The organism is Streptomyces sp. NPDC049879 (genome assembly GCF_044461265.1).
GTDB lineage: Bacteria > Actinomycetota > Actinomycetes > Streptomycetales > Streptomycetaceae > Streptomyces.
The window spans coordinates 95,688-114,915 of the sequence record NZ_JBITKT010000001.1; the positions used below are offsets into that span (position 1 = coordinate 95,688).

Genomic DNA, 19,228 nt, shown 5'->3' on the forward strand with positions numbered 1-19,228 from the left:
CGACGCGCGACGCGCGACGGCCCGGCCGCCGCGACCTCCGACGGGTCGCGGCGGCCGGGCCGTCGCCGTACGCGGCGGGGGTCAGCCCGCCCAGCCGTGCTTCGGCGGGTGCCGGATCTCCAGCAGCCAGCCGAGGCGTTCCGAGTCGGTCGCCGTCCAGCCGTCCGGCGGGGAGATGGCGGCCCAGGCGAAGACGGGGTTGGCGCCGTACCGGTGGCCGTGGGGCGCGGGCGCGCCGTACGAGACGGCCATGTCCACGGTCGTCTGCCAGAAGCTGACGAACGGGAACCAGTCGATGGCCGAGGTCACGTCCGGGCCGAGCGGCTCGTCCAGCCAGTCGGGCCGCTGGAACAGCAGGTCGGGCGACCACCACACGACGGGGTCCGACGCGTTCTGGAGGTAGACGACGCGCGGTTCCAGCCACGGCTCGCCCTGCGGCAGCCGCAGGTCGCGGTCGGGGTACTGGGCGAAGCGGACGTGCCGCCCGTCGTCGTACTGCGGGCGCCACACGGGGCTGCCGGGGTCGCGCCGGTCGACCAGCTCGCTGTGGATCGTGCTGAAGTCGGGCGGGCCGATCAGCAGCGCGCCGTCCGTGCGGGCCAGCATGTCGTCCAGGCCGTCGAAGGCGGCCTCGACCGCCGAGACGGCCAGGCTCTCGCCGAAGACGAGCAGTTCCGGCCGGTCGTCCGCCGGTTCCTGCCGCCAGCGCTCGTAGACGGCGTCGAAGAGGGCGCGGGTGGCCGTGCCCGCCTCGCTGCGGTCCACCATGAACGAGGCCCAGCTCGGCAGGTACGAGTACTGGATCGTGACGACGGCGGTGTTGCCGCCGTGCATGTACTCCAGCGCCTCGACGGTGGTCGGGTTGACCCAGCCGGTGCCCGTGGTGCCGGTGACGGCGAGGACGTCGCGGTCGAACGCGCCGGTGCGCTCCAGCTCGCGGACGGCGAGCTGCACGCCGTCGGCGTAGCCGTCGTACGCCTTGCGGCCGACGTAGACGCGCACCGGGTCGAGCGCGTCCGTACCGGTGAAGTCGGAGATCTCGGCGGCGGTGAGGGCCGTTCCGGTGAAGGTGCGGCCCTTGTTGCCGAGGTCGTCCCAGTCGATCAGCGAGTCGGGGCTGCCCGACAGGGCGGGGGAGAACGGGCGCATGACGCCCGGGTCGGTGCTGTTGTCCTTGGCGGCGGCGAGGCGGCTGGCGATGCCGAGCACGCCGCGGTCCCACACGACGTCGCGCGCGCCGATGACGACGACGGTGGTGGACAGCGCGAGGCCGAGCGCGACCGCCACCGGCCAGGGCACGAAGCGGCCGAGCAGCCGCGTCAGCAGGCGCGTGCCGAGCCGGATCGAGCGGGCGACGAGCAGCAGCAGCGCCAGCACCACGAGCGAGATCAGCGCGATCATCAGCGAGTGCCACGTCAGGGTGGGCGGCAGCTCCTGGAGGCGCCGCAGCTCGCGCTGCATGTCGGCGCTGCGGCCCAGGAAGAACGCGACGGCGAACGGCAGCAGCACCAGGTACGCCAGCCAGCAGCGCGCGCGGGCCCGTTCGTCCGGCTGCCAGGGCGACAGGCGGCGGAACAGCCAGCTCGCCAGCGCGCCGAGCCCGTAGCCGATGGCGGCGGTGATGCCGCCGATGAGGCCCTGGTAGTACCAGGGGCGCGGCACGAGGGACGGGGTGAGGGACAGCCAGAAGAAGAAGGTGGCGGCCAGGCAGGCCGTCAGGTCGGGCCAGCGGCGGACCACCCAGTCGCTGTCCGGCCGTTCCCAGTACGGGTGGCGGGCGATCGCCGCCGTACGGCCCGCCGCGCGGCGTCCGGCGGCGCGCAGGCGGTCGCGCGGCCCGGGGGCGTGCGCTTCGGGCGCGGGCGGCGCGGGGGCGTCGGCGGGGGCGTGGTGCGCCTCGCGGACACCCCCGCCGGCGGGTGCGCCCGCTCTGTCCGGCTCCGGCGTCGGTCGGTCGTTCACGGTACGCCCCCGTCCACCTGTCGCCGTCGTGAAGCTCTCCCACGCTAGATGATCGGACGCAGGGGCGGTATGCGGCGTTGCCTCTCCGGTGCCGATCCGTGCCATGAGCGTGCCGTGGCGGGCCATCGTCCGGGCGGCGGACGGCCGTTCGGGGAAAGCAGCAGCTCAGGGCGTATACGCTCCCGCTATACACGAGGTTTATACATCGTGTGTATAGTGCGGGGCATGTCCATCAGCCACACCCTGCTCGGCCTCCTGGAGGCGGGACCGCGCCACGGGTACGACCTCAAGCGCGCCTTCGACTCCCACTTCGGCCACGACCGCTCCCTGCACTACGGGCAGGTCTACTCGACGATGTCCCGCCTGCTGAAGAACGGGCTCGTGGAGGTGGACGGCGTCGAGCCCGGCGGCGGCCCCGAGCGCAAGCGGTACGCCATCACCGACGAGGGCGTCACCGACGTGGCCGGCTGGCTCGCGCGCGCCGAGAAGCCCGAGCCGTACCTCCAGAGCGTCCTGTACACCAAGGTCGTCCTCGCCCTGCTCACCGGCCGCGACGCCGACGCGCTGCTCGACGTCCAGCGCGCCGAGCACCTCCGCCTCATGCGCGAGCTGACCGCCCGCAAGGCGGGCGGAGACCTCGCCGACCAGCTGATCTGCGACCACGCCCTGTTCCACCTCGAAGCCGACCTGCGCTGGCTCGAACTCACCGCCGCCCGCCTGGACCGGCTCGCCTCGGAGGTCCGCCCGTGAACCACCCGCACACCGCCCCCGCCCTCCTCACCGCGACCGACATCCACAAGACCTACGGCGCGACGCCCGCCCTCGGCGGCGCCGACTTCACCATCAGGGCGGGCGAGATCGTCGCCGTCATGGGCCCCTCCGGCTCCGGCAAGTCCACGCTCCTGCACTGCCTGTCCGGCATCGTCCCGCCCGACAGCGGCGAGATCCGGTACGCCGGGCGCGACCTCGGCGGCCTCTCCGACGCCGAGCGCAGCGCGCTGCGCCGCACGGACTTCGGCTTCGTCTTCCAGTTCGGCCAGCTCGTGCCCGAGCTGACGTGCACCGAGAACGTCGCGCTGCCCCTGCGGCTGACCGGCACCCCGCGCAAGGAGGCGGAGCGGCGCGCCACCGAGTGGCTGGCCCGCCTGGAGGTCCAGGACGTGCGCCACCACCGGCCCGGCCAGATCTCCGGCGGCCAGGGCCAGCGCGTCGCCGTGGCCCGCGCGCTGGTGAACGACCCGCGCGTCCTCTTCGCGGACGAGCCGACCGGCGCCCTCGACTCCCTGAACGGCGAACGCGTCATGCAACTGCTCGTCACCGCCGCCCAGGAGACCGGCACCGCCGTCGTCCTGGTGACGCACGAGTCGCGCGTCGCCGCGTACTCCCACCGCGAGGTCGTCGTCCGCGACGGGCGCGCCCGGGACATGGCGGGCGCCGCGTGAGCGCGGGCCTCACCGACATCAGGGCCACCGGCCAGGACCGCCCGGAGCGCCCCGACGGCGGCACGAGCTGGCGGCGCGACCTCGGCATGGGGGCGCGCTTCGCGCTGGCGAGCGGCGGGTCCGGCTGGATCAGGACGGCGCTGACCGCCGTCGGCGTCGGCCTCGGCGTCGCCGTCCTGCTGCTGGCCGCGTCGATCCCGGGGATGCTGTCCGCCCGCGCCGACCGGCAGGACGCGCGGGTGCCCCACTGGGGAACGGGCGAGATGGCGCCCGGCCAGGACACGTTCCGCTTCCAGGACATAAGCACCGAGTACCACGGCGACCGCATCGGGGGCCTGGCGGTCCAGACCGACGCGTCCCCCGACACCACCACCGCGACCCTGCCGCCCGGCACCGACCGCTGGCCCGGGCCGGGCGAACTCCTCGTCTCCCCGGCGCTCGGCCGCCTCCTCGCCTCCGACGACGGCGCGCTGCTCGCCGACCGGCTCGGCGACGACGTCGTCGGCACCATCGGGCGCGAGGGCCTCGTCGGCCCAGGCGAGCTGTACTTCTACACGGGCGTGGACGACCTCCCCGAGGAGACGCCCCGCACCGACACGTGGGTCGAGAACATGGCCGGCGAGCCCCTCGGGCCGACGCTGACCCTGCTGATCCTCATCGTCTGCGTCGTCCTGCTGATGCCCGTCGCCGTGTTCATCGCCACGGCGGTCCGCTTCGGCGGCGAACGGCGCGACCGGCGGCTCGCGGCCCTGCGGCTCGTCGGGGCCGACACGATGATGACGCGGCGCGTGGCGGCCGGCGAGGCGATGACCGGCGCGCTGCTCGGCCTCCTCGTCGGCGGCGTGTTCTTCTTCGCGGGCCGGGGGCTGCTGGGGGACGTCAGCGTGTGGGGCGAGTCGGGGTACGCGTCCGACATCATGCCCTCGCCGGTGCTCGGCCTGCTGATCGTCCTCGCCGTGCCCGCGTCGGCCGTCGCCGTGACGCTCTTCGCGCTGCGCGGCGTCGTGATCGAGCCGCTCGGCGTCGTACGGGAGGGCGCGGCGCGCGGGCGGCGGCTCGGCTGGCGGCTGGTGCCCGGCGTGCTGGGCGCGCTGCTGCTCGTCCCGCTGGCCTTCACGTACGACGTGGCGGACGACGTCACGCTGGCCCAGGCCACGGCGGGTGTGGTCCTGCTGCTCGTCGGCACGACCGTCGTCCTGCCCTGGCTCGTCGAACGGGTCGTCGCCCGGCTGTACCGCGGCCCGGTCGCGTGGCAGCTGGCCATGCGCCGCCTCCAGCTGAGCAGTGGCCCGGCCGCGCGGGCGGTCAGCGGCATCACCGTCGCCGTCGCGGGCGCCACGGCGCTGCTGATGCTGCTGGCGGGGGTGGACGAGGAGCAGACGTTCGACACCGGCCGCGACCCGAGCAGGGCGCAGTTCGAGGTCACCGTGTCCTCCTCGGAACCGGGGGAGGCGGAGCGGCTGGCGGCCGACATCGGCGCCCAGTCCGGCGTGGAGTCGGTGTACGGCGCGGTCGTGGGATGGGGCGTCGAGACGGACGCCGGGATGTTCGACTTCACGATCGCCGACTGCGCCGTGCTGGGGGAGCTGGCGGTGCTGGACTCGTGCGAGGACGGCGACGTCTTCCTCTCCGACTTCGTCTACCAGGGCGGCGGCGCCGCCCGCCCCGACCCGGGGCAGGAACTCGCCTTCACCGGCACGTCGGACAGCTGGACCGTACCGGCGGACGCACCGGTCGTCCACGCGTCGGGCGACCCGGGCGGCGGGGTGACCGCCGGAGTCCTCGCCACGCCCGCGGCGTTCGACCAGCGCGTGCTGACCGACCCGATGAGCCGCGTCCTCGTGCGCGTCGACGACGCCGACCCGGACGCCGGTGAACGGGTCAGGAACGTCGTCTGGGGCCACGGATTCGACACGTCCGTCTGGGAGATGGAGAGCGAGCAGCAGCCCGAGCGGTTCCAGAGCATCAAGCAGGGGCTGCTCGTCGGCGCCACCGGCGTCATGGGGATCATCGGGCTGAGCATGGTCGTCACCACGATCGAGCAACTGCGGGAGCGCAGGCGGCTGCTGTCGGTCCTGGTCGCCTTCGGCACGCGCCGCGGAACGCTCGGTGTCTCGGTGCTGTGGCAGTCGGCGGTGCCCGTGGTGCTGGGGCTGCTGCTGGCGTCGCTCGTCGGCACGGGGCTCGGCGCGATACTGCTGGCGATGGTGGACCTGCCGGTGGGCAGCTGGTTCTTCTTCTGGCCCATGGCGGGCGCGGGGGCCGGGGTCATCGCCCTGGTGACGCTGGCGAGCCTGCCGCCGCTGTGGCGGATGATGCGCCCGGACGGCCTCCGCACGGAGTGACACGCCCGGCACCCGCCCACCCGCGCCCCCCGACCCGCAACGGCCGGGGGGCGCGGGTGGGCGGTCGTGCGCTGGGCCGGGGCACGACCGCAACGGCATGCGTGTGGTGGGCGATCTGTTCAGGTTCCGGGCTGCCGAACGGTGTGGTCGGTCGTCGGGGCCGGGCGCGACGATGCGGGCCCACCTGTGGTGGGTTACGCGTGCCGGCTCGGGAGTGCCTGACGGAAGCGGCCGGTCGTCCGCTCCGGCGGGTGGTCCGTGCCGGTGCCGGAACGTGCGATCGGTGCAGCAGACCGGCTTCCGCCGGGCCGGTCGGCGAGGCGGGCGGCCCGCTGCTGGCAAGCGATCCGGTCCGGATCCGGGAGTTGATCGGCCTGGCGCGGACCGTTGCGGCCGGTGTGCGGCAGCGGCGGCCCGCCCGTGGCGGGCTACGTGTGCCGGGGGGTGCCTGCTGGGTGCGGCCAGTTGCCTCCTATCGGGGGCAGTCGTTCGCTGGGTGCCGGGATATGTGAGCGGTGCAGCAGACCGGCTTCCGCCGGGCCGGTCGCCGCAGGTGGGCGGTCGTGCGCCCGGCTGGGGCGCGACAACACCGGCCTGCTTCCGGTGGTGGCCCGTTCCGAGTCCCGGAGTGCAGTGCTCGGCGTACGGGGTCGGCCTCTGACGGGCCGTGAGAGCAGGCCCTTGTGACCGCCCTCACCGGGGCATGGCGCACCTGCCGGACGGGAGTCGGCCGACGGGTCCGGATGGCTCCGGCCCGGTGTGTGGCAGTGACCGTGGCCGCGTGGCCGAGGCGGTCCCGGGCTCAGGCCACGGGGGTGGGCCGCCGTGCGTCGGCGGTGCGCAGCCACACGGTCAGTGCGCGCCGCAGCCGTTCCGCGTCCGCGCGCACGACCGCGACCTCGTGCCACGTCATCGCCTCGTCGTGCGCCGTGAGCATGCGCTCGTACTCGCTGCGCAGCCGTTGCAACGCCCTCAGCCTCGTGGGGTTCTGCGGCGTGGCGACCCGGGCGAGGTCGTCGCCCAGCGCCACCAGGTCACGCCAGACCGCCACCGCCGCCACATCGGCGCGCTCCTGCTCCCTGCGCGCCTGGGTCGCGGGCAACCGCGCCAGGCGCCGCCGCCACTTGGCCGTCGCCCGTATCCGGCGCTTGCGGCGCGTCGAGTTGGCCGCCAGCAGCGGCACCAGCCACAGGGCGCCCATCCCGAGCACGACCAGCAGGTAGATCCGCAACTGCCCCGTGTCGCCCGCCGCGCCGGGCAGCCCGGAGCCGGAACCGCCCCCGTCGTCCCCCAGTTCGGTGAGCAGTTTCTCCAGCGGCCCGGATATGGCGGGAGTCTCGCCGTACGTCCACTCCGTCGCCTCCACGAACGACGAGTCGCCCGTCGCCGAGACGTCCGTCACGTACGCGTCCGACTCGGTGTCCACCGTCCAGACGACCACATCGGTGCCGTCGCCCTCCGGCACGAACATCTCGGCCAGTTCGGGGGAGTCACTGTCCGGCAGGTCCTCCCCGAGGCGCAACTCCAGCACCCCCTCCGGCATGAACGCCGCACGCGCGGACGGGTCCGCGTTCCGCAGCCGCTCCCGCAGCGCGTCCAGCTCCTCCCGGCCCGTCTCGCCGTCCGACACCCCCGGGTGCACGTAGACGGGATCGTCCGCCAGCGCCTGCCGTGCCACCTCGACCGGGTCGGGGCCGAGGAGCGCGGCCAGCAGCGCCATCCGCTGCGGGAGCGCCTCGGGCGGGACCGCGCCGATGCCTATGCCGCCGACCGTGGTGTTCACGTCGTCCACACCGAACGGCGCCTCCCTGGTGCCGGTCGTCACCGAGAAGTCCTCGTCCTCCCAGCGCAGCAGCACCCCCGTCCCGCCCTCGGGCAGGTCCGCGAACAGCGCCTCCTGGATCGCCGACTCGTCGCCGCCGAGCGCCGTCACGACCGCGACCCGCACGGGCGTGCGCGCGTCGGCGAACGTGGTGGCGAGCGACGCCGCGTCCACGGACGGGAAGACGTCCGTCACCGCCGGGTCCACGAAGAACGGCTCCTCGTCCGACAGCGCGAACACCGCGGGGGACAGGTCGCCGTCGAAGGCGTCCGGCAGGCTGAGGAGGAAGTTGCCCACGCCTATGCCGACGCGGTCCATGTACTCGTCGTCCATCTCCTCGCCGGTGAACCCCGCGCCGTAGGTGGTCCACTGGGAGGCCGTGGTGGGGTAGTCGGAGGTCGGGTCGTCGGTCTCGCTGTAGACGACGTACGCCCCAGGCTCGCCGACGGCGGCGGCGAACTGCTGGGCCGCCGCGTCGCCCTCGCCCAGCTCCTCCGTGACCATGGCGACGCGCACCGGCGTCTCCGCCCGCGCGTACCGCGCCCGCATCAGCGCCACCAGCGGCTCCGGCGCGCCCTCGAACCCGTCGGCCACCCACACGCCGGGCCCGTCCGACAGCGCCTCGGCGGCCTCGTCGAGCTGCCCGGCCGCCCGCGCCGGGGGCGCGGTCAGCAGCCCGAGCGCCAGCAGCGGCGCGAGCACGGCCCCGAGCAGCCCGACGCCACGCCCCCTGGAACGCCTCCGCATCGCGCACCCCCCTCACCTGATGCCGTTCGCTGTGGAATCCTAAGCCGCGCCACCGACAACGGCGCCGACGCAACGGAACCGGCACCGACGGCATCGGCATCGGCATCGGCATCGACACAGCAACAGCCACCGGCGGACCGCGCCGCCGGGTGGTCCGGGGGACACATGGTCGCGACGGGCGACGTACTCGAAGGCCGCTACCGCCTCGTCCGCAAGCTCGGCGAGGGCGGCATGGGCCAGGTCTGGCACGCCCACGACGAGCGGCTGCGGCGCGACATCGCCGTCAAGACCGCCACCGAGGGCGGCGCCGCCGACGACGACATCGTCGCCCGCCTCGAACGCGAGGCCCTCGCCATCGCGCGCCTCGCGCACCCCCACATCGTCACCGTCCACGACCTGTTCACCGGCGCACTCGACGGCAGGCCGACCGTCTTCCTCGTCATGGAGATGGTGCCGGGCCGCTCCCTCGACCAGCTCCTCGCCGAAGGCCCGCCGCCGCTGCCGACCACGCTGGAGTGGGCCGCGCAGATGGCCGACGCGCTCGCCGCCGCCCACGCGCCGGGCGTCGGCATCATCCACCGCGACCTGAAACCGGCCAACGTCATGGTGGTCCAGAGCCGGGTCAAACTGCTCGACTTCGGCATCGCGCGGTTCGCCGAGGGACTCAGCGACCGCCACCGCAGCTCCCTGACCGCCACCGGCGCCGCCATCGGCACCCCCGACTACATGGCGCCGGAACAGTGCCTCGGCGACCCCGTGGACGCCAGGACCGACCTGTACGCCCTCGGCTGCGTCCTCTACCGCATGCTCACGGGCCGTACGGTCTTCCCTCCCGGCGGCACGGTGATGCAGGTCCTCTACCGCCAGGTGCACCAGGCCCCGCAACCCCCGCGCGAACTGCGCGACGACCTCCCCGCCGACGTCGAGGCGCTGGTGCTGCGCCTCCTCGCCAAGAACCCCGCCGAGCGCCCGGCCCACGCCACCATCGTCCGGGACCGCCTGCGTGCGCTGGCCGTACGGTATGCCGACGGCCCGTCCCACGACACCCCGACGAACGACCTGCGGCACAACGGCCCCGCCCCCGCTCCCGACGTGCCACCCGCCGACGCCCACCCGGCCGCCCCGCCGGAGGACGCCCGCCCGACCGGCGCGCCGGACCCGCGTACGCCCGCTCCCGACGCCCACAGCACCCACAGCACCCGCAGCACCCACAGCACCCAGAACAGCCAGAACGGCCGGAACAGCCGCGACACCCAGGAGCCGCGCCCCCTGCGCCGCTCCTCCGTACGCCACGCCCCCAGCGAGGCCACCACCCTCCGCGAACGCCTCGCCGCCGCCGAAGCCGCCGCCTCCCCCGCCGACTGGGCCGCGCTGATACCCGACCTTGCCCGCTACCACGGCCCCGACGGCTGGCCGACCGAACGTGCCTGCGTCCGCCTGGGCCAGCTCGACCCCACCGGAACCGCCCGCGACGTGGCCGCGCTGCTGCGCCGCGAACACGGCGCGCGCCGCACCCGCCGAGCCCGCCGGGCCCTCCAGGGGAAGCGCATCACTCTGGGCTGAAGCCCTCCCGGTAGATTCCTCCCCATGAGTGGTAGCAACGAATTCCGCATCGAGCACGACTCCATGGGCGAGGTGCGGGTCCCGGCGGACGCGAAGTGGCGTGCGCAGACCCAGCGGGCCGTGGAGAACTTCCCCATCTCCGGTCAGGGCATCGAGCGCGCGCACATCGCCGCCCTCGCCCGCATCAAGGCCGCCGCGGCGACCGTCAACGCCGAGCTGGGCGTCATCGACAAGGACATGGCGGAGGCCGTCGCCGCCGCCGCCGGCGAGGTCGCGGACGGCGCCTGGGACGCGCACTTCCCGATCGACGTCTTCCAGACCGGCTCCGGCACCTCCTCGAACATGAACACCAACGAGGTGCTGGCCACCCTCGCCACCGAGCGCCTCGGCCGCCCGGTCCACCCCAACGACCACGTCAACGCGAGCCAGTCGTCCAACGACGTCTTCCCCTCCTCCATCCACATCGCCGCCACCGGCTCCGTCACCGGCGAGCTGATCCCGGCGCTGGCGCACCTCGCCGAGGCGCTGGAGCGCAAGGGCCAGGAGTTCGCCGGCATCGTCAAGTCGGGCCGCACCCACCTCATGGACGCCACGCCCGTCACCCTGGGCCAGGAGTTCGACGGCTACGCGGCGCAGATCCGGTACGGCATCGAGCGCCTGAACGCCTCCCTGCCGCGCCTCGCCGAACTGCCCCTCGGCGGCACCGCGGTCGGCACCGGCATCAACACCCCGCCCGGCTTCTCCGCCGCCGTCATCGCCGAGGTCGCCCGCGTCACCGGCCTGCCCCTGACCGAGGCCCGCGACCACTTCGAGGCCCAGGGCGCCCGCGACGGCCTGGTGGAGACGTCCGGCCAGCTGCGCACGATCGCCGTGTCCCTCACCAAGATCTGCAACGACCTGCGCTGGATGTCCTCCGGCCCCCGCACGGGTCTGGCCGAGATCGCCCTGCCCGACCTCCAGCCGGGCTCCTCGATCATGCCGGGCAAGGTCAACCCGGTCATCCCCGAGGCCGTCCTGATGGTCGCCGCCCAGGTGATCGGCAACGACGTGACCGTCACCACGGCGGGCGCGGCGGGCAACTTCGAACTGAACGTCATGCTGCCCGTCATCGCGAAGAACCTGCTGGAGTCGATCCGCCTCCTGGGCAACGCCTCCCGCCTCCTCGCCGACCGCACGGTGGACGGCATCACCGCGAACGCCGAGCGCGCCCGCGAGTACGCCGAGTCCTCCCCGTCCGTCGTCACGCCCCTCAACCGCTACATCGGCTACGAGGAGGCCGCGAAGGTCGCCAAGCGCGCCCTCAAGGAGCGCAAGACCATCCGCGAGGCCGTCCTCGACGGCGGCTACGTGGAGCGCGGCGACCTCACCCTCGAACAGCTGGACGAGGCGCTGGACGTCCTGCGGATGACGCGCCCCTGACGTACTTCTCGGCCGGATGCGCCCGCTGTCCGTGGCGTCGCCCATACCATGTGTAGATGACAACGGGAACTGAGCGGACCGGCGGCGCGCATCCGTGGCGACCCGGCGACCACATCCTGTGGCGCTACCGCGCGAACGGCGCGGGAGGCACCGCCGGGCGCTTCCACATCTGCCGCCCCGTGACCGTTGTCCAGGACTCCGCCGACCTCCTCGCCGTCTGGCTCGCGCCCGGCACCGAGTGCATCAAGCCGGAGCTGGCCGACGGCACGCCGGTGCACCTGGAGCCGCTCGCGACCCGTTACACCAAGCCGCGCACGACCGTGCGCTCCCGCTGGTTCGGCGCGGGCGTGCTGAAGCTCGCGAGACCCGCCGAGCCGTGGTCCGTCTGGCTGTTCTGGGACCGCGGCTGGCGCTTCAAGAACTGGTACCTCAACCTGGAGGAGCCCAGGAGCCGCTGGCCGGGCGGCATCGACTCCGAGGACCACTTCCTCGACATCGCCGTCTACCCCGACCGCAGCTGGGAGTGGCGGGACGAGGACGAGTTCGCCCAGGCGCAGCAGGCCGGGCTGCTCGACGCGGCGCAGGCGGCCAGGATCGGCGCCGCGGCCCGCGAGGCCGCCCGGCTCGTCACCGCCTGGGGCCCGCCGTTCTCCGACAACTGGCCGTCCTGGCGCCCCGATCCGCGCTGGCGCACGCCCCAGCTGCCCGCCGACTGGGACCGCGCGCGCCCCGCGCTCACCGGCCCGCGGCAGGCCCGCCGGATGCCGGATCATCCCCGAGCCTCTTGATACGACCCCCCGCGCCGCCCGTAGGATCGGTCCCCACGACCGCACAACTGCACAACACCCCCACCACGCGCCCCAGTTTCCGCAGTTCCAGCCTGGATGGACACCCTCTCGTGACGGACCCGACCCCCTCGCAGCCCGTGGCTCGCACGGCGGACCTGACCACCTTCGCCGAGAGCCGGACGCTGCCGCACGCGCGCTCCGAGTCCGCACCCGCGGAGCATCCGCCCGTCAGGCCCGTCGCCGGGGAGGGCCTCGGCGGCGGCATCGCGGAGTCCGACAGGCTGCGGTTCGTGGGGTCGGCCACGCGCCGCATCGCGCGCGGCATGGACCTGGACGAGATCGTGCTCGGCCTGTGCCGGTCGTCGGTGCCGACGTTCTCGGACGTCATCCTCGTCTACCTGCGCCACCCGCTGCCGGTCGGCGACGAGCAGCCGGTCACGCCGTGGGTGCTCAAGCTGCGCCGCAGCGACCGCATCCCCGAGCACATGTACCTCGGCGGCGCCCGCCCCGCCGAACGCCCGCCCGCGCTCCCGCCGCTGCTCGGCGAGGCGATGCCGCAGGTCGAGGTCAGGGGGAACGGGCCGCTGGCCGAGGTGCTGCGCGGCGTCAGGCCCGTCTTCACCGACTCGCAGGTGCCGCGCGCCGCGATGCGCGAACTGACCGGCGCCACCGACCTGCCGGAGGGCCGCCGCGTCATCGTCGCGCCGCTGCGCGGCCGGCGGCGGGTGATCGGCGCGGCCGTCTTCCTCCGCACACCCGATCGTGAATCGTTCGAACAGGAGGACCTGCAGGTCGCCGCGCAGCTGGCCACCCACTCCGCGCTCGGCGTGGACAAGGCGGTGCTGTACGGGCGGGAGGCGTCCATCGCCGACGAACTCCAGCGCACCATGCTCCCCGACGACCTGCCGGAGCCGACCGGCGTCCGCCTCGCGAGCCGCTACCTGCCCGCCGCCCAGTCCGCCCGCGTCGGCGGCGACTGGTACGACACGATCCCCCTGCCCGGCAGCCGCGTGGCGCTCGTCGTCGGCGACGTGATGGGCCACTCGACCACGTCCGCCGCCATCATGGGCCAGCTGCGCACGACGGTGCAGACACTCGCCGGGCTCGACCTGCCGCCCCAGGAGGTCCTGCACCACCTGGACGAGCAGGCCCAGCGGCTCGGCACCGACCGGATGGCGACCTGCCTCTACGCCGTCTACGACCCGGTCGCCCACCGCATCAAGGCCGCCAACGCGGGCCACCCGCCGCCCGTCCTCCTCCACGTGGACGGCTCCACCGAGCTGGTGCAGATGCCGCCCAACGCGCCGATCGGCGTCGGCGGCGTGGACTTCGAGACCGTCGAGTTCGACGCCCCGGCGGGCGCCACCCTCGTCCTCTACACGGACGGCCTCGTCGAGTCCCGTACGCGCGACGTCTGGACGGGCGTGGAGCAGCTGCGCGAGAAGCTCGCCGAGATCTCCCGGCTGACCCGCCCCGACGCGGCGCTGCCCCTTGAACCGATGTGCGACGAGATCCTCGACATCGTCGGCCCGGGCGACCGCGACGACGACATCGCCCTGCTGGCCGCCCGCTTCGAGGGCATCGCGCCGGAGGCCAACGCGTTCCTCCGCCTCGACCCGCGCGCCCAGTCGGTCCGCGAGGCGCGCCGCCTCGTCCGCGAGAGCCTGGCCCGCTGGGACCTGCTCGACATCGAGGACACGGTGGAGCTGCTGGTCAGCGAGGTCGTCACCAACGCCGTGCGGTACGCGGAACGGCCCGTCACCGTCCGGCTGCTGCGTACCGACGTGCTGCGCTGCGAGGTGGGCGACGACGTGCCCCAGCTGCCGCGGCTGCGCCAGGCGGGCCCGGCCGACGAGGGCGGCCGCGGCCTCTACCTGGTGCAGCGGCTGGCGCGGAGCTGGGGCGCGACGCGGCTGAGCACCGGCAAGGTCGTCTGGTTCGAGATGGCGACGCCGGCGGCCTGATCAGGTCCCGGCGAGCAGCGCGTCCGGGTCGAGGACGGGCTCGCCGCGCGTCCACCCGCAGGGCGTCAGCCCGTCGCTCTGGAGCGCGTCGAGCACCCGCAGGACCTCCTGCGGGTTCCGGCCGACCGACCCGGCCGTGACCATGGCGAAGCGGATCTCGTCCTGCGGGTCCACGAGGAAGACGGCCCGCTGCGGCAGCCCGTCCGGGCCGAGGACGCCGAGCGCGGCGCACAGTTCGCGCCGTACGTCCGACAGCATCGGGAACGGCAGGTGCCGCAGGTCGGGGTGCTCGCGGCGCCACGCGTGGTGGACGTACTCCGAGTCGAGCGACAGGCCGAGGACCTGGGCGCCCCGGTCGGCGAACTCCTGCGCCATCCCGCCGAAGGCGGCGATCTCGGTCGGGCAGACGAAGGTGAAGTCCATGGGCCAGGCGAAGACGACCTTCCACGCGCCCGCGTGGGTCTTCTCGGTGATCCTGGCGAACTCCTGGCCCGGCTCCAGCGAGACGCAGGCGGGGAGGTCGAACGGGGGGAACGGGTCGCCGACGGTCAGCACGGCGGGGCCTCCTCGGGGCGCGGTGCACGAAAGGTTCGTCGCATACCGTGCCACACCCGTCACGGATCGTCGCCCTCCTGCCGCGCGCGCCGCGGCTCAGGCGGGGGAATCGCCGTCCGGCGCGTCCTGGCGGCGCGGCCGGCCGCGCCGCCGGGCGGGCGAGGTGTCGTCCGGGAGGCGTCCCGCGGCGAGGAGGGCCTGCCGCAGGAGGTAGTCGATCTGCGCGTTGGTGCTGCGCAGCTCGGCCGCCGCCCACCGCGCGAGCGCGTCGTGGACGGCGGGGTCGAGCCGGAGCAGGACCTGCCTGCGCGGGGGCGGCGGCGGTGCGGTCACTGGTACAGCGTCCCGGTGTTCAGCACGGGCTGGGGGGAGCGGTCGCCGCACAGGACGACGAGCAGGTTGGAGACCATGGCGGCCCGGCGTTCCTCGTCCAGCGTGATGTCGTCCATCTCCGCGATGCGCGACACGGCGTCCTCCACCATGCTGCACGCGCCCTCCACGATCGTCTTGCGCGCCGCGACGACCGCGCCCGCCTGCTGGCGCTGGAGCATCGCGGAGGCGATCTCGGGGGCGTACGCGAGGTGCGTGAAGCGCGACTCGATGATCCGCACGCCCGCGGCGGCGACGCGCGCGGTCAGCTCGACGGCCAGCTTGTCGGTGATCTCCTCGGCGTTGCCGCGCAGCGACAGCTCGTCCTCGCCGTGCGCGTCGTACGGGTAGTCGAGCGCGATGTGCCGGACGGCGGACTCGGTCTGGACGCTGACGAACTCGACGAAGTCGTCCACCTCGAACGACGCCTGCGCCGTGTCCTCGACCTGCCAGACGACGACGGCGGCCAGCTCGATCGGGTTGCCGTACGCGTCGTTGACCTTGAGGACGTTGGTCTCGTGGTTGCGGACGCGGGTGGAGATCTTGCCGCGGGTCGTCAGCGGGTTGACCCAGCGCAGGCCGTCCTTGCGGATGGTGCCGGTGTAGCGGCCGAAGAACTGCACGACGCGCGCCTCGCCGGGGGCGACCATGTTCAGCCCCGTCATGAGGACGACGCAGACCAGCGCGAGCAGGATGCCGCCGACGATCAGGGCGGCCCCGGCGGCGGCGGACCCGTCGTCGGCGAGGACGATGCCGTACGCGGCGGCGCCGAGCCCGCCGAGGAGGCCGAGGAAGGTGAGCAGCAGCGCGAGGCCGCCGGGCACGCTGTGCGCGGGGAACTCGCGTACGCCCGGCTCCGGCATCGCCGGTATGTCGGCGCCGTCCGTGGTGGCGCGGGTGGGCTGTGTGGGTGTGCCGTCGGTCATGGGGTCCCCGTTCCGGTCGGTCCGTCACATGTCTGTCTGCTGGACGTCTGCTCCGCCGTATGTCCGGCTGTCCGGTCTAGCAAACTGCTATCACTTTACTCCATAGGGGTGGTCGCGATGTATCGCGAGTCGCTAGGCTGTCGCCCGTGACAGCCGAGAATCCGCCCGCGGTACCGCTGGGCAAAGAACCGCCGCCCCCGCCGGTCCGCGCCTCCGACGCCGAGCGGGACCGGGTGGCCGAGATCCTCGCCCAGGCCCTGGGCGACGGACGCCTGGACGCCGAGGAGCACGCCGAGCGCGTCGACGCCGTCTACGCGGCCAAGACCGTCGCCGAACTGGAGCCGCTGATCCGCGACCTGCCGGAGGGTCAGGCGTTCGCGCCCCCCGCGGCGCGTGCCGCCGGGCCCGCGCCCGAGGTCCGCCCCGCGCCGGGCGGCGCGTCCGCCGGGACGCGCAACGTCGTCGCCGTCCTCAGCGGCTCGACCCGGCACGGGCGCTGGCGCGTCGGCGGCACCATCAACGCGGTGGCCGTCCTCGGTGGCATCGAACTGGACTTCACCGAAGCCCTGTTCGAGCAGCGCCACGTCGTGGTCAACGCGGTCGCGGTCCTGGGCGGCATCGAGATACGGGTGCCGGACAACGTCTCGCTGCGCTGCGAGGGCAGCGGCTTCATGGGCGGCTTCGAGGTCCGCGAGACCGAGGCGGCCGACCCGGACGCGCCCGTGATCGTCGTCAAGGGGTTCGCCGTGATGGGCGGCGTGGAGGCGAAGCCGGTGGACGGCCGGCGCGTCAAGGACCTGCGCAAGGACTGACCGGTACGGCTGATACGGCGGGCCGCGTTGTCGCTCCGTGCATAAGCGTGCGCACAGCGGGTAGGGCTCGGGGGACCGTCACTCGTATGGCCGCATGGTGGGAAGGGCAAGCGCGGCGTCCCCCAGGACGGGTGAGGGTCCACCAGCCAGGAGCGACCCCCGTAGCCGTCGTCAGGAGTTGACCGTGCTGCAATCGTCACCGCCACATGAGTCCCAGTGGTCCCCAGCAGCCCCCGCCCAGCGCAGTCCGAGAGACCTGGGCGGCCCCTGGCACTCGGAGGCCGCGTGCCGGCGCGACGAGGCCGGCCTGTTCTTCGCGCCGTCCCAGGAGCCCACCGCCGCCCGGCTGTCGCGCGAGCAGGCGGCCAAGTCCGTGTGCGCCCGCTGCCCGGTCCTGCTCGAATGCAGGGAGCACGCCCTCCTCCAGCCGGAGCCCTACGGCGTCTGGGGCGGGCTCACGGCGGCCGAGCGCCGCGTCGTGCTCAGCCGCAGGCGCCGCCGGGACACGGCCGCGCCCGGCGGCCGCACGGCCGACATCCCGCGCATCGCGTGAGCGGCCCGCCGCGCGCCGCCTGAGCGAGCCGGACGCCGCCGAGCGGGGCGGCCGCCCCCCACCCACCGCCCGCCCCGCCGGCTCCCCTTCCCGACCCGCCGGGCGACCCGTCAGCCCGCGCGGTCGAAGTCCACGGCGCTGTACGCCCGCAGCTTGCTCAGCCGGTGCGTGGAGTCGATCTGACGGATCGTGCCGGAACGCGACCGCATCACCAGCGACTGCGTCGTCGCCGTCTCGGCGCGGTAGCGCACCCCGCGCAGCAGCTCGCCGTCCGTCACCCCGGTCGCGACGAAGAACACGTTCTCGCCGCCGACCAGGTCGTCCGTGTGCAGCACCCGGTCGAGGTCGTGCCCCGCGTCCAGGGCGGCGCGGCGCTCGGCCTCGTCCTTGGGCCACAGCTTGCCCTGGATCGTGCCGCCCAGACATTTGATCGCGCACGCCGCGATGATGCCCTCGGGCGTGCCGCCGATGCCGAGCAGCAGATCGACGCCGGTGTGGTCGCGCACGCTCATGATGGCCCCGGCGACGTCCCCGTCCGCGATGAACTTGATCCGCGCCCCGCTCTCCCGCACGCGGCGCACCAGGTCGTCGTGGCGCGGCCGGTCGAGGATGACGACGGTCACGTCCTCCGGCGTCCCGCCCTTGGCCTTGGCGACCCGGCGGATGTTCACCTCGGGCGGCGCGTCGATGTCCACGAACTCGGCGGCCTCGGGGCCGGTCGCCAGCTTGTCCATGTAGAAGACCGCGCTGGGGTCGAACATCGCGCCGCGCTCGGCCACCGCCAGCACCGACACGGCGTTCGCCATGCCCTTGGCGGTCAGCGTCGTCCCGTCCACCGGGTCCACGGCCACGTCGCACTCGGGGCCCGTGCCGTCGCCGACGCGTTCGCCGTTGTAGAGCATCGGCGCCTCGTCCTTCTCGCCCTCGCCGATGACCACGACGCCGTTCATCGAGACGGTCGAGACGAGCGCGCGCATCGCGCGGACGGCGGCGCCGTCCGCGCCGTTCTTGTCGCCGCGGCCCACCCAGCGGCCGGACGCCATCGCCCCGGCCTCGGTGACGCGGACGAGTTCGAGCGCGAGGTTGCGGTCGGGCGCCGCGGGGGCGACGTCGAGGGGAGGCGGAAGGTGATCGGGCATCTGAGGACGCGCCTTTCTGCGCCGGGCGGCGCGGGGAGGGTGCTCCGACTCTAACCGCATGCCCTTCAGATGAGCGGGGCAACCGTCGTTTGAGCGAGACCGGGGGTGGGTGCGGGCTCCGGCCCGGCGTGCGCGACGATGGCTGTGTGGCGAGCGAAGTGTCGAGTGAGAGCCCCGCGCCGGACAGCGCGCCGGACGCCGCGGCGGAGACCCCGCCGGAGAGCACGGACGGAACGGCCCCCGCGGCGCCCGGCGGAAGGCCGGGCGGCGGGCGGGCGAACCGCCTGCGCCTGCAGAGCTTCCGCAACATGGTGCTGTCCATGGCGCTCATCTGCGTCGGCGCCTTCGGCTTCTGGCTCGTCATCCCGCACGACGAGTCGCGCGACCCGGTCCGCACCGTCGAGTACGACGTCGCCGCCGCCACCGCCGCCCGCGCCGCCCCCTACGACCTGCTCGTCCCGCGCGGCCTGGACGAGGACTGGCGGGCCACGGCGGTGCGCTACGACCCGCAGGGCGAGTTCGGCGCGACCTGGCGCCTCGGCTTCATGAACCCGTCCGACGAGTACGTCGCCCTCACCCAGGCCGTGCCGGTCGCGGGCAACGAGGACGCGTTCGTGTCCTCCGTCACCGTCGGCGCGACGGCCACCGGCGAGACCGTCGAGGTCGCCGGTGACACGTGGGCGCGCTACGAGGGCGAGAAGTACGACGCGCTGGTCCGCGTCGGCCCCGAGGACACCACGGTCGTGATGGGCACCGCGCCGCTCGACGGCCTCACGGGGCTGACCGAGGCGCTCGCGGCTGAGCCGGGACGGGCCGCCTGAC

General features: G+C 74.2%; 16 protein-coding genes. 10 read left to right on the forward strand and 6 right to left on the reverse strand.

The genetic code is table 11. The features are described from left to right. Nucleotides 1–81: 81 nt before the first annotated feature. Nucleotides 82–1,962: an alpha/beta hydrolase gene (locus ACIBPC_RS00480; RefSeq protein WP_398840277.1), complete on the reverse strand. Its 1,881-nt coding sequence runs from the start codon at nt 1,960–1,962 to the stop codon at nt 82–84. Between the two features lie 225 nt (nt 1,963–2,187). Here ACIBPC_RS00480 and ACIBPC_RS00485 point away from each other — a divergent pair, with 225 nt between their 5' ends. From ACIBPC_RS00485 to ACIBPC_RS00495, 3 genes are read left to right on the forward strand one after another with little or no spacing between them, the layout of a single operon-like run. Continuing rightward, entirely contained in the window at nt 2,188–2,712 is a 525-nt protein-coding gene (locus ACIBPC_RS00485; protein ID WP_362967736.1) for a PadR family transcriptional regulator, read from the forward strand. Then, nucleotides 2,709–3,404 carry an ABC transporter ATP-binding protein gene (locus ACIBPC_RS00490; protein WP_398840279.1) on the forward strand — a complete coding sequence of 232 codons (696 nt, stop codon included), beginning with the start codon at nt 2,709–2,711 and terminating at the stop codon, nt 3,402–3,404. The genes ACIBPC_RS00485 and ACIBPC_RS00490 overlap by 4 nt, the downstream gene beginning before the upstream one ends. Next, nucleotides 3,401–5,749, forward strand: coding sequence for an FtsX-like permease family protein (locus ACIBPC_RS00495; RefSeq protein WP_398840280.1), 2,349 nt, complete (start codon nt 3,401–3,403; stop codon nt 5,747–5,749). Before ACIBPC_RS00490 ends, ACIBPC_RS00495 begins: the two co-directional genes overlap by 4 nt. 802 nt (nt 5,750–6,551) lie before the next feature. Here the strand turns inward: ACIBPC_RS00495 and ACIBPC_RS00500 are convergent. After that, on the reverse strand, nt 6,552–8,318 hold the full coding sequence (locus ACIBPC_RS00500) for a hypothetical protein (protein WP_398840282.1): 1,767 nt from the start codon (nt 8,316–8,318) through the stop codon (nt 6,552–6,554). 165 nt (nt 8,319–8,483) lie between these two features. Between ACIBPC_RS00500 and ACIBPC_RS00505 the strand changes: the two genes are divergently transcribed. The 4 genes from ACIBPC_RS00505 to ACIBPC_RS00520 all read left to right on the forward strand — a co-directional run bounded on the left by ACIBPC_RS00505 (nt 8,484) and on the right by ACIBPC_RS00520 (nt 14,052). Next, complete coding sequence (locus tag ACIBPC_RS00505) at nt 8,484–9,881, forward strand: serine/threonine-protein kinase (RefSeq protein WP_398840284.1); 1,398 nt, start codon at nt 8,484–8,486, stop codon at nt 9,879–9,881. A 24-nt stretch (nt 9,882–9,905) separates the two neighbouring features. Then, a complete protein-coding gene (locus ACIBPC_RS00510) occupies nt 9,906–11,300 on the forward strand; it encodes a class II fumarate hydratase (RefSeq protein WP_362967741.1) in 1,395 nt (464 codons plus the stop codon). Between the two features lie 56 nt (nt 11,301–11,356). Beyond that, a complete protein-coding gene (locus tag ACIBPC_RS00515; protein ID WP_362967742.1) occupies nt 11,357–12,088 on the forward strand; it encodes a DUF402 domain-containing protein in 732 nt (243 codons plus the stop codon). Between the two features lie 110 nt (nt 12,089–12,198). Further along, the gene (locus ACIBPC_RS00520; protein WP_398840286.1) at nt 12,199–14,052 is read left to right on the forward strand and encodes a SpoIIE family protein phosphatase; all 1,854 of its coding nucleotides are present in this window, start codon (nt 12,199–12,201) and stop codon (nt 14,050–14,052) included. On the opposite strand, the gene ACIBPC_RS00525 is transcribed toward ACIBPC_RS00520, so the two are convergent. The 3 genes from ACIBPC_RS00525 to ACIBPC_RS00535 form a co-directional block, all read right to left on the reverse strand. Continuing rightward, entirely contained in the window at nt 14,053–14,607 is a 555-nt protein-coding gene (locus tag ACIBPC_RS00525) for a peroxiredoxin (RefSeq protein ID WP_362967744.1), read from the reverse strand. Between the two features lie 96 nt (nt 14,608–14,703). Further along, on the reverse strand, nt 14,704–14,940 hold the full coding sequence (locus tag ACIBPC_RS00530) for a hypothetical protein (protein ID WP_398840288.1): 237 nt from the start codon (nt 14,938–14,940) through the stop codon (nt 14,704–14,706). After that, the gene (locus ACIBPC_RS00535; RefSeq protein ID WP_362967746.1) at nt 14,937–15,902 is read right to left on the reverse strand and encodes an SPFH domain-containing protein; all 966 of its coding nucleotides are present in this window, start codon (nt 15,900–15,902) and stop codon (nt 14,937–14,939) included. The genes ACIBPC_RS00530 and ACIBPC_RS00535 overlap by 4 nt, the downstream gene beginning before the upstream one ends. Before the next feature lie 146 nt (nt 15,903–16,048). Between ACIBPC_RS00535 and ACIBPC_RS00540 the strand changes: the two genes are divergently transcribed. Together ACIBPC_RS00540 and ACIBPC_RS00545 are read left to right on the forward strand one after the other, a co-directional pair. Next, on the forward strand, nt 16,049–16,714 hold the full coding sequence (locus ACIBPC_RS00540) for a DUF1707 domain-containing protein (protein WP_362967747.1): 666 nt from the start codon (nt 16,049–16,051) through the stop codon (nt 16,712–16,714). Between the two features lie 184 nt (nt 16,715–16,898). Then, on the forward strand, nt 16,899–17,267 hold the full coding sequence (locus tag ACIBPC_RS00545) for a WhiB family transcriptional regulator (protein ID WP_398840290.1): 369 nt from the start codon (nt 16,899–16,901) through the stop codon (nt 17,265–17,267). A 110-nt stretch (nt 17,268–17,377) separates the two neighbouring features. Here ACIBPC_RS00545 and glpX read toward each other — a convergent pair whose 3' ends face one another. Continuing rightward, nucleotides 17,378–18,406 carry a class II fructose-bisphosphatase gene (gene glpX / locus ACIBPC_RS00550; protein ID WP_362967748.1) on the reverse strand — a complete coding sequence of 343 codons (1,029 nt, stop codon included), beginning with the start codon at nt 18,404–18,406 and terminating at the stop codon, nt 17,378–17,380. 146 nt (nt 18,407–18,552) lie between these two features. On the opposite strand from glpX, the gene ACIBPC_RS00555 reads away from it, so the two are divergent. Next, a complete protein-coding gene (locus ACIBPC_RS00555) occupies nt 18,553–19,227 on the forward strand; it encodes a DUF4245 domain-containing protein (RefSeq protein WP_398840292.1) in 675 nt (224 codons plus the stop codon). Nucleotide 19,228 lies beyond the last annotated feature (1 nt).

Bases quoted from the DNA above. Each gene is read 5' to 3' on its own strand.
- ACIBPC_RS00485 (WP_362967736.1), top strand. From the start codon at position 2,188: ATGTCCATCAGCCACACCCTGCTCGGCCTCCTGGAGGCGGGACCGCGC.
- ACIBPC_RS00500 (WP_398840282.1), bottom strand. From the start codon at position 8,318: ATGCGGAGGCGTTCCAGGGGGCGTGGCGTCGGGCTGCTCGGGGCCGTG.
- ACIBPC_RS00505 (WP_398840284.1), top strand. From the start codon at position 8,484: ATGGTCGCGACGGGCGACGTACTCGAAGGCCGCTACCGCCTCGTCCGC.
- ACIBPC_RS00510 (WP_362967741.1), top strand. From the start codon at position 9,906: ATGAGTGGTAGCAACGAATTCCGCATCGAGCACGACTCCATGGGCGAG.
- ACIBPC_RS00515 (WP_362967742.1), top strand. From the start codon at position 11,357: ATGACAACGGGAACTGAGCGGACCGGCGGCGCGCATCCGTGGCGACCC.
- ACIBPC_RS00535 (WP_362967746.1), bottom strand. From the start codon at position 15,902: ATGACCGACGGCACACCCACACAGCCCACCCGCGCCACCACGGACGGC.
- glpX (WP_362967748.1), bottom strand. From the start codon at position 18,406: ATGCCCGATCACCTTCCGCCTCCCCTCGACGTCGCCCCCGCGGCGCCC.